Origin of the sequence: Streptomyces albus subsp. chlorinus (genome assembly GCF_013302895.1) — a bacterium.
GTDB classification, from domain to species: domain Bacteria; phylum Actinomycetota; class Actinomycetes; order Streptomycetales; family Streptomycetaceae; genus Streptomyces; species Streptomyces chlorinus.
In genome coordinates this window covers 3,541,515-3,550,539 of record NZ_VJOK01000001.1, presented here as the reverse complement: position 1 = coordinate 3,550,539, position 9,025 = coordinate 3,541,515, and the positions used below count along the sequence as shown (strand labels likewise).

General features: G+C 73.4%; 6 protein-coding genes, 2 tRNA genes and 1 pseudogene. 4 read left to right on the top strand and 5 right to left on the bottom strand.

Annotated features, from left to right (window positions below):
* Both FM076_RS15755 and FM076_RS15750 read right to left on the bottom strand, forming a co-directional pair.
* Window positions 1-1,727, bottom strand: a 1,727-nt coding sequence (locus FM076_RS15755) for a PAS domain-containing protein (protein WP_173871296.1), incomplete at its 3' end; no start/stop codon positions are given.
* 193 nt (window positions 1,728-1,920) lie between these two features.
* Window positions 1,921-2,406: an SSI family serine proteinase inhibitor gene (locus tag FM076_RS15750; protein WP_345945039.1), complete on the bottom strand. Its 486-nt coding sequence runs from the start codon at window positions 2,404-2,406 to the stop codon at window positions 1,921-1,923.
* 470 nt (window positions 2,407-2,876) lie between these two features.
* Between FM076_RS15750 and FM076_RS15745 the strand changes: the two genes are divergently transcribed.
* Together FM076_RS15745 and FM076_RS15740 are read left to right on the top strand one after the other, a co-directional pair.
* Window positions 2,877-2,967 (top strand) — tRNA-Ser (locus tag FM076_RS15745).
* Between the two features lie 184 nt (window positions 2,968-3,151).
* Window positions 3,152-3,224 (top strand) — tRNA-Arg (locus FM076_RS15740).
* Window positions 3,225-3,353: 129 nt separating this feature from the next.
* Here the strand turns inward: FM076_RS15740 and FM076_RS34995 are convergent.
* Window positions 3,354-5,000: a tetratricopeptide repeat protein gene (locus FM076_RS34995; RefSeq protein ID WP_345945038.1), complete on the bottom strand. Its 1,647-nt coding sequence runs from the start codon at window positions 4,998-5,000 to the stop codon at window positions 3,354-3,356.
* Between the two features lie 591 nt (window positions 5,001-5,591).
* Between FM076_RS34995 and FM076_RS33860 the strand changes: the two are divergent.
* Both FM076_RS33860 and FM076_RS15725 read left to right on the top strand, forming a co-directional pair.
* Window positions 5,592-5,936: pseudogene (locus tag FM076_RS33860) on the top strand (winged helix-turn-helix domain-containing protein); the annotation flags it as partial.
* 320 nt (window positions 5,937-6,256) lie between these two features.
* Complete coding sequence (locus FM076_RS15725; protein WP_173871292.1) at window positions 6,257-7,072, top strand: TetR/AcrR family transcriptional regulator; 816 nt, start codon at window positions 6,257-6,259, stop codon at window positions 7,070-7,072.
* Between the two features lie 24 nt (window positions 7,073-7,096).
* On the opposite strand, the gene FM076_RS15720 is transcribed toward FM076_RS15725, so the two are convergent.
* Together FM076_RS15720 and FM076_RS33855 are read right to left on the bottom strand one after the other, a co-directional pair.
* Window positions 7,097-7,981: a YceI family protein gene (locus tag FM076_RS15720; RefSeq protein WP_173871290.1), complete on the bottom strand. Its 885-nt coding sequence runs from the start codon at window positions 7,979-7,981 to the stop codon at window positions 7,097-7,099.
* A 165-nt stretch (window positions 7,982-8,146) separates the two neighbouring features.
* Window positions 8,147-9,025, bottom strand: an 879-nt coding sequence (locus tag FM076_RS33855) for an MSCRAMM family protein (RefSeq protein WP_243274526.1), incomplete at its 5' end; no start/stop codon positions are given.

Sequence of the window (9,025 nt, the reverse complement as noted above, 5' to 3'; positions counted from 1 at the left end):
CCGCCCCGGCCCCGCTCCCTGCCGCCGCCGGTCGAGCCGCCGCCGGTCGAGCCGTCACCGGCCGGGTTACCGCCAAGGGAACCGCTGCCCGGCGTACCGTCGCCGAGCGAGTTGCCGCCTGAGGAGGCGTCCGTCGGGCCGCCCGTCGGGCCGCCCGTCGAACCGTCCGCGCCGCGGCCCGGGCCGGCGGCCCGGCGGGCGCGGCTGCCGGAGGGGCGGGAGGTGTTGCCGACCGCCTTGACCGGGACCTCCAGCACGTACGCGCTGCCACCCGACGAACCGGGGACCTCATGGGTCTGGAGCACACCACCGTGCTTGGCGACCACACCGCGCACCAGGGGCTCGTGCACGGGGCTGCCGCCGCTGTGCGGGCCGCGCACCTCGATGCGGACGACCTGGCCGCGCTGGGCCGCGGCGACCACGATCGTCGGGTCGACACCGGCCGGCGGCGCGGTCGGCGTCCGGCCGGTGGCGTCACCGCCCGCGACGTCCGCGATCAGGTGCGCCAGCGCGACGGCGAGGCGCTCCGGGTCGACCTCGGCCTCGATCGGCGGCGCGTGCACGGCGAACTGGGCCCGGCCGGGGCCGATCAGCTCGATGGCGCCCTCGACGCCGGCCGAGACGACCGCGTCCATCGGCACCGGCTCGGTGCGCAGCCGCTCCTGGCCCGCGTCCAGCCGCTGGTATCCCAGGATGTTGTCGACGAGCGTCGTCATCCGGGCGTAGCCCGCGGACAGGTGGTGGAGGATCTGGTTCGCCTCCGGCCACAGCTGGCCGGCCGGATCGGACGCGAGCCCGGACAGCTCCTCGCGCAGCTGTTCCAGCGGTCCGCGGAGCGACTCCTCCAGCACGGCCCGCAGCTGGTTCTGGCGGGCGGTGACGGCGTCGTAGGGGCGGCGGTCGGCGAAGGTGAGCACCGCACCGACCAGTTGGTCACCGTCCCGCACGGGTGCCGTCGTCATGTCGACCGGGACCACGCGGCCGTCCTTCGCCCACAGCACCTGCCCGGCGCGCACCCGGTGCTTGCGGCCCGAACGCAGGGTGTCGGCCAGCGGGGTCTCCTCGAACGGGAGCGGCGTGCCGTCCGGCCGCGAGTGGTGCACCAGGGGGTGCAGCTCCTGGCCGCCCAGGTCGCTGGCGCGGTAGCCGAGGATCTGCGCCGCCGCCGGGTTGACGAGCACCACGCGGCCCTCGGAGTCCACGCCCACGACGCCCTCGGAGGCGGCACGCAGGATCATCTCCGTCTGCCGCTGCTGGCGCGCCAGTTCGGCCTCGGTGTCGAGGGTGCCGGTGAGGTCGCGTACGACGAGCATCAGCAGCTCGTCCCCGGTGTACCCGCCACCGCCCGGGTGGTCGGCGAAGGCGGCTTCGAACGCGGAGGCGTACGGGGTCCGCCCGTCCTCAAGGTTCGCGCTGGTCACCTCGACCGGGAACTCGCTGCCGTCCGTGCGCCGCGCGACCATCCTGGTCGGCTTCTGGCGGCCCTGTGCCTGCGCGGCCTCGTCGGGGCGCCGCATCGAGCCCGGGATGCGCTTCGAGTCGAACTCGGGCAGCAGGTCGAGCAGTCCGCGCCCCACGAGCGCCGTACCGGGCGTCTCGAAGGCTTCCAGCGCGATGGCGTTGGCGTTCACCACCGTGCCGTTGCAGTTCACCAGGAGCAGCGCGTCGGGCAGGGCGTCGAGTATGGCGGCGAGGCGAGCAGCGCCTCGGGATGGCCTGCTGCTCACGGCGACAATTCCCTCCTGCTGACCTCACGTGCTCGTGACCTTCCGCCCGTTTCTTCCCTGTTGGTCCGGCCAGGTCACGGCTGCCAGTCTGCCGCTGCCCCCGGGCGTGTCACTAGGGGGGAGTCTACGGGCCCCGGCCGTGGGCGCGGTGGCGGATGCGAGGGAGCCACCCGCCTGCCGCCCGGGCCCCGCCTCAGGAGAGCCGGGGCAGCGCCGGGACCAGCCGGTTCCACCGGTCGACCTCGCAGCCGTTGGCCCGCTTGAACCGGGCGTTGACGCTCTGCCCGTGCCAGGTGCCCGTCACATGGGCGGTGGCGGGCCCGCCGTAGATCATCGTGCAGGTGGTGCCGGACGGCAGGGCCCTGAACGGGTTCCGGCCGCCGGAGGTCGCCCGCTCCAGCGCCGCGCAGGCCGCCTGCGGCGCCGGGTGATCACCGCCCGCGGGTCGGCAGCGCAGGGTGTACGACCCGTCGTGCGACGTACCGCTGTTCCGTACGAGGAAGGTGAGCTGGTCGGCGGGCCGGACCGCGGCCGCCGCCTTCGGTACCCCCGCGAGGGGGAGCAGGGAGGCCGCGAGGGTGGTGAGGGCGGCGAGGGCGGCCAGGAGGGGGAGCGGGCGGGCCGAGGCGGTGGCCGAGGGGTCGGTCGAGGGGTCGGTCGAGGGGGTAGCGGCTGACACGGCCGGTGAGGGCGCTGATACGGCCTGTGCGGTGGGTGCGGTGGGTGCGGTGGGTGCGGTGGGTGCGGTTGGTGCGGTCGGTGAGGGCGTTGACGCGGTGGCGGTGGCGGTACGGCACGGCATCGGGCGACTCCAAGGAGTGAGGGCGCGTCCGCGCAGTTGACGGGGAGCGCGTCCTTCCGGGTGGGACGGGTGGGGGGCGCCGCGAGTACGCCCCCCATCTCCAACGCCGCTCGGGCCGTGCCGTTGCGGGCCTGCCCCGTCCGGGCGCGCTCCGTCCGGACGCGCACGGGGGCGGGCGCGCACGGGGGGGCGTGCGCTGGGCCCGTGCCGTGAGAGGTGATCCCTTAAGGCTTTGCCCAGGGGTCTGCGGACCGAGTACGGTAGGGGTCGATTGGAGACAGCCCCCTGGGCTGTGCCATCATCAGCACACACTTCGTCCGCTCTTCCGAGCGGGCCCAGGTGTGTCTGGAGGCTTCGCCTAGTCTGGTCTATGGCGCCGCACTGCTAATGCGGTTTGGGGCTATCACCCCATCGAGGGTTCAAATCCCTCAGCCTCCGCACTTGATCTCACGATCACCGAAGCCCCGGCCCCGGCCGGGGCTTCACGCGTTCCCCGACCTCTCCCTCCACCCAGTGTTTTCGCAGGTCAGAGGGGATGCCGGGAACGGATTTCACGTCCGGCCGCAGGTCATGTAATGTTGTTCCCGCAACGCCGACCGGCAAGAAAACAGCCGGAGAGCAAGCGCTCGTAGCTTAACGGATAGAGCATCTGACTACGGATCAGAAGGTTGCAGGTTCGAATCCTGCCGAGCGCGCAGCAAGAGGGCCCCGTCCGAGTGTGGACGGGGCTCTTTCGTGTGTGGGGCCGACAGCGTGGCGGTGGCCGGTCTACGGGGAGGGGCGGCAGTCCGGGATCTGCGTCATCGGGTGTGGGCCCGGCTTCGTCAGGTGAGGGCCCTCCTCGCGCGCAGGGTGTCGGGGTGGTCCTCGCCGAGGACGCGGCGGCGGCGCTCGTGGATGTCCTCTTCGAGGGCTCGTGCCGTGTCGGTCTCTCCCAGTTCGCGGAGGGTGAGGGCGAGGCGTTCGGCTGCGAACAGGGTGCTCGGGTGGTCCTCGCCGAGGGCTTTCCGGGAGCGGCGCAGGGTGTCCTCGCCCAGGGTCCGTGCCGCTTGGTGGTCCTTGAGCTTTCTGAGGATGCTTGCGAGGTTCTCGGCCGTACGCAAGGTGTCGGCGTGGTCCTCACCGAGTGCCCTGCGGCTCCGGTGCAGGACGTCCTCGAACAGGTCCCGTGCCGCCTCGTGCGCGCCGAGCTGGCTCAGGGCCGCGCCGAGGTTGCCCGCGACTGTCAGGGTCAGGGCGTGGTCGTCGCCCAGTGACCTCTCGCACCGCGGCAGCATGTCCTCCCACAGGGCCCGTGCCTGGTCGTCCTTCGCGAACCCGTACAGGAACCCGGCGAGGCGGTTGGCGGCGGCGAGGGTGTCCGGGTGGTCTTCCCCGAGGGCGGCGCTCCATGCGCGGCGGACCGTGCGGGCAGTCCGGATGCCGAGTTCGTACTGCTGGGACACGAACAGATAGCGCAGCATGCGGATGAGCTGTGCGCGGAACGGTTCCGATTCGTGGCTGCGGAATCCGGGCCGGGTGAGGAGCGTCCGTACCTGTCGCGCGAATTTCCGGTGGTCGGGCCAGGTGGCGGGGTCGTCGGGGTCCGCGGAGGCCAGGGCGGTGCCCAGTGCGAGGGCGTCGCGGTAGATCTCCTCGGTGCTGTTGCCCGAAGGAGCCGACGGACGGCCGCCGGGTACGGGCAGCACGGTGGAGACGGCGTGGACGGGCCGGCCCTGGGTGGGCGGGGCGGGGGCCGCCGAGGCGGCTTCGAGGCGGCGGGCCGGGCACGCGGGATGGTGGCGTCCGAGGGAACCGCAGGACTGGAGGGCCGAATGGCCGTCACCGAGGCCGTCCCCGCCCTCCTCCTCGTCGTCGCTGAAGAGTGCGGCCACGGGATACACCTCGAACGGCTGGCCGTTGTCGTTGATGACGGTCGTGCCCCGGTGGCCGGCGCAGGTCCAGTCGACCTCCAGCTGCCACGCGATCTCGTGGGTGGTCGTCACGGGCTCGAACCAGAACTGTTCGACGTCGGTGGCGCTGATCGAGAACGGGAAGTCCGTTCCCTGGGCGAGCAGCCGGGGCGGGTCGGCGTCGAGGTCCGTCAGGAAACGCCTCGGCTCGATCGGCCTGCCGATCCGTGGCCGCAGGCAGGCCGGGCGGGGCAGGCGTCGGGACAGGACGACGGCCCGCGCCGCCTGCAGCACCACGGCCCGTGCCGTGCGCGCCTCCAGGGTGACGATGTGCAGCGTGCCGCTGGGCGTCACGTGCCGGGGCGGGTCGTCGTCGACGACCAGGTCCGCGAGGGTGGAACCGGGCCGGAGACCGACGGTCGCGATGACCGGGTTCGCGAGGGCGTCGGGCGCGTCCCCGCCGGCGTGGTGGTGGTGCAGGGTGACGTCACCGTGCACCTGGCCCGCCTGTACGACGGGAGCGTGGTACTCGCCCGACAGGTCGTTGCGTATTCCGGCGGTCCGGTTCTCGTCCTCCACGGCGTCCCCCCGCTGGCCGTCGACGATTCGTGCCCACCGCGGAGGGCGGGCGCCTCCCGGGCATGCTACGAAGCAACTGCCCTGAGGCGCAGGGGAACAGAGGAACAGGGGAATAGAGGGAACAGGGCGACAGGGGAATGGGCGTCGGGCCGGTGACCGGGCGCCGGGTGGGGTACGGGCGCGGCGGCGGGGGCCGGTCACGCATCGGCCCGAGACGTTGTCACCGGAATCACCCGAGGCGTTCTCACCGGAATCATCCGAGGCGTTCTCACCGGAATCATCCGAGGCGTTCTCACCGGAATCACACGTTCCGGCAAGCGTCCTCTCACGGGCATGCCCGAGGGTGGCGGGATGAGCCGGAGTGGAGCGGGAGCGGACGCGGCCACGGTGCCGCGCGGACAGCGGAACGGTCAGGGGAGCGGGCGCCGGGACAGCCAGGCGGACGGTCAGCGGGACGACCAACGGGACCGGCAGCGGAACGGACAACGGGACGGTCAGCGGGACGACCAACCGGGCTGGCAGCGGGACCGGCAGCAGGACGTGAGCCGCGGCCGGAGCAACGGCAGGCGTCGGGTGGGGAACGAGGGGTGTGAGCCGGTGCGGCGGGTGCGTGGTGTGTGTGAACGCTCGGGCGCGCGGGCGCCGTTGCTCGTCGTCGGGGACCTGACGATGGACGAGGAGACCCGTGAGGTCCGGCGCGCTGGGGCGGTGATCCGGCTGACCGCCACCGAGTTCGAGCTGCTGCGCTATCTGATGCGCAATCCGCGCCGGGTGCTGAGCAAGGCCCAGATCCTGGAGCGGGTGTGGGACTACGACGTCAGCCGGCACGTCAACCTTGTCGAGCTGTACGTCTCGTATCTGCGGCGGAAGATCGACGCGGGCCGGGCGCCGATGATCCGTACCCGGCGAGGGGCGGGGTACGTCCTCACGGCGGCGGGAGCGGAGGACACAGCGGGAGCGGCGGGCACAGCGGCCGCGGCGGACACAGTGGAGGCGGCGGACACAGCGGAAGCGGCAGGCGCGGTGGACGCAGGCGGAGCGGACGGCACCAGGGGCAGGTGCGGGTGTCAAGGGGGAGGCGGGCGGGAGCGGTGAAGTCCGGAATAGTCCTCTACGGGTCGCCGAAGGCGGATGGGGGCGCGGATACGGATTAGCATCGAGGAGGTAACGGTCCGGAGTCTTCCCGATCGTTGCCGTCCCGTTCGCCCCTGAGACCGGCTCCCGGAGCCGGGCCGGCCCCCGAAGGAGCGCGTGTCATGAGCGACGGCAGTCGCACGAGCCGGATGCGCAGGACCAGCGTGTGGCTGGAGGAGCGGTCGGAGGGGCGCCGCAGAGCCGCCGGGGCCGGGCAGACCGAGGGGCTGGACCGGAAGAAGATCACGGCGGCGGCGGTACGGCTGCTGGACACCCAGGGGCTGGCCAAGTTCTCGATGCGGCGGCTGGCCGCGCACCTGGGCGTGACGGCGATGTCGGTGTACTGGTACGTGGACCGCAAGGACGATCTGCTCGAACTGGCCCTGGACGCCGTGGAGGGCGAGCTGGAGGTGCCCGACGCGGACGCCGAAGGCGCCGACTGGCGCGAGCAGTTGCGGCAGGCGGCCTTCGCGCTGCGCGGGCTGCTGCGCCGTCACCCGTGGGCCTCCGGCACGCTGGGCAGTTTCCTCAATGTCGGGCCGAGCGCGATGTCGTTCCAGCTGGGGGTGCGGCGGGTGCTGCTGCGCTCGGGGCTGCCCGAGGAGCAGGCGGACGGGGCGCTGGCCGCCCTGTTCTCCTTCGTCTACGGGCACGCGGCGGTGGAGGCCGGCTGGGAGCGCCGGTGCGGCGAGGCGGGGGTCAGCTCGCGGGACTGCTACGACGCGCTGCGCAGCACGTTCGGGGCGCGCCCCGAGTACGCGGAGTGCTCGGAGGCCGTACGTCCGGTCCAGGAGCGGGACTTCGGTGTGGCGCTCGACTGCGTGGTGGCGGGTATCGAGGCGAAGGCGGCCGCGGCACGCGGCGGGCGCGGCGCGGCCCCGCAGGACCGCACCGCGCCCGTGATTCCGCCTCAGCCGCCGGCTCCCGAGGACCGCTGAGGCGGACGGCGGACCGGGCGGGGGTCAGAACGGCAGCGACTCGCCCTGGACGGCCTGGATGTCCAGGTCGACCCGCAGCGTCGTCCCGACGGCCGCGATGCCGGCCGCGACGACCTGGTTGTAGTTCATCGCGAAGTCCGAGCGCCGCAGTTCGGCGGTGGCCCGGAACGAGGCGCGCACCCCGCCCCACGGGTCGGGGCCCGTGCCCAGGTAGGTCAGGTCGAGGTCCACGTCGCGGACCACGCCGTGCATGCCCAGCTGTCCGTGGACGGTCCACCGGTCGGGCCCGGCCACCTCGACGCCGGTGCTCCGGTAGGTGATCTCCGGGTACGACTCGATGTTGAGGAAGTCGGCCGAGCGCAGGTGCTGGTCGCGCATGCTGTTGCCGGTGTCGATGGACTCCGCCTTGATGACGGCCTCCACCGACGACTTCTCCGGCTCCTGCGCGATCTCGATCCGGCCGCCGAACTCGGTGAACCGGCCGTGCACGCTGGTCATCCCGAGGTGCTGGGCGCTCGCGGCGACCGTCGAGTGCGTCGGGTCGATCGTCCAGGCGCCCGGCGGCGGCAGTTCGACGCCGCCCTGGCGGGCCAGTACCAGCGTGCCCAGGTCCGCCCGCCCGGAGGCGGTGACCATCGCGGTGGAGGCGGCCGGCGCGTAGCCGATCGCCGTGGCGATCACCGTGTACGGGCCCGCGGGCAGCGCTTCCGCGCTGCGGACGAGGCCCTCGTCGTCGGCCTCGGCCCGCAGCACCTGGGTGCCCGTCATGTCGGTGACGGTCAGCACGGCGTGCTGCACCGCCCAGCCGTCCCGGGTCCGCACCCGCGCCCGGAGCCCGGCGCCGCCGGCGCCCGTACCCGGCTCGACGGCGCTGTGGCCGCCGTCTGCTCCGCTTGCCCCGACTGTCATGTCTTCCTTGCTCCTTCTCGCATACGACGGGCCCCGGCGCCTCGGCGGCGGGCCGTCCCTTGCCCGCGCTCGCTCAACGCGGTCGCCGGGCGGCCGGGGCCCTTCCCCAGACCGGACCCGACGGCGCGCGCTCCGCTCGTTCCGCGCGCCGTCAGGACCGGGGGGTCACTCGTCCGGGTGGTGCAGTTCGATGTCGTACGCGTCCACTCCGGGTCCGGTCACCTGCAGCGCGTTCGCCTGGGGCGGGTAGCCGCTGGCGATGACCGAGTAGTCGCCCGCGTCCAGGTCGGTGAAGGCGTACGCGCCGTCCTCACCGGTGGTCGAGGTGGCGATGACGTTGCCCGCGGCGTCCACCAGCGTGACCCGCGCGTCCGGCAGCGGCCGGCGGTTCGCGCCCGCCCGCACGGTGCCGGTCACCCGGGCGCCCGCCGCCAGGTCGACGTCGAGCCGGGTGATGCCCTGGCCCTGGACCTCGACCGGGACCGCGGTGGGCCGGTAGCCACTGGCGTTGACGGCGAGCGTGAAGGTGCCGGTGACCAGGTCGTCGAAGCGGAACTCACCCGCCTCGCCGGTCACGCCGGTGGCCAGCACCTCGCCGCGCACATCGGTGACGACGACCATCGCGCCGCTCACCGGGGCGCCGTCCGAGCGCCCGCGCACCTGGCCCGCCAGGCCGCTGGTGCCCGAGAGCAGCAGATCGTGGCTGAGGGGACCCTCGCCGATCACGATCGTGGACGCCTGCGGCTGGTGGCCGTCGGCGGCCGCGATCAGCACGTAGCTGCCGGGCCCCGGCGCGTCCAGCCCGTAGGAGCCGTCCGTGTGGGCGACGGAGCGGCCGAGCTGGCGTCCGCTGAGCGAGATCAGCGTGACCGCCGCGCGGGCGACGCCGATGCCGTCGGCGTTGCGGACGGTGCCGTGGACCCCGTAACCGCTGGTCGGCATCGGAGCCGGGGACTGGGCTGTGGCCATGGCTGCGTACTCCCTGAACTGCTGCGTGTCGCCCCCCGGTTGCGTGTCGCCCCCCGGTTGGGCGGACTGTGCCAG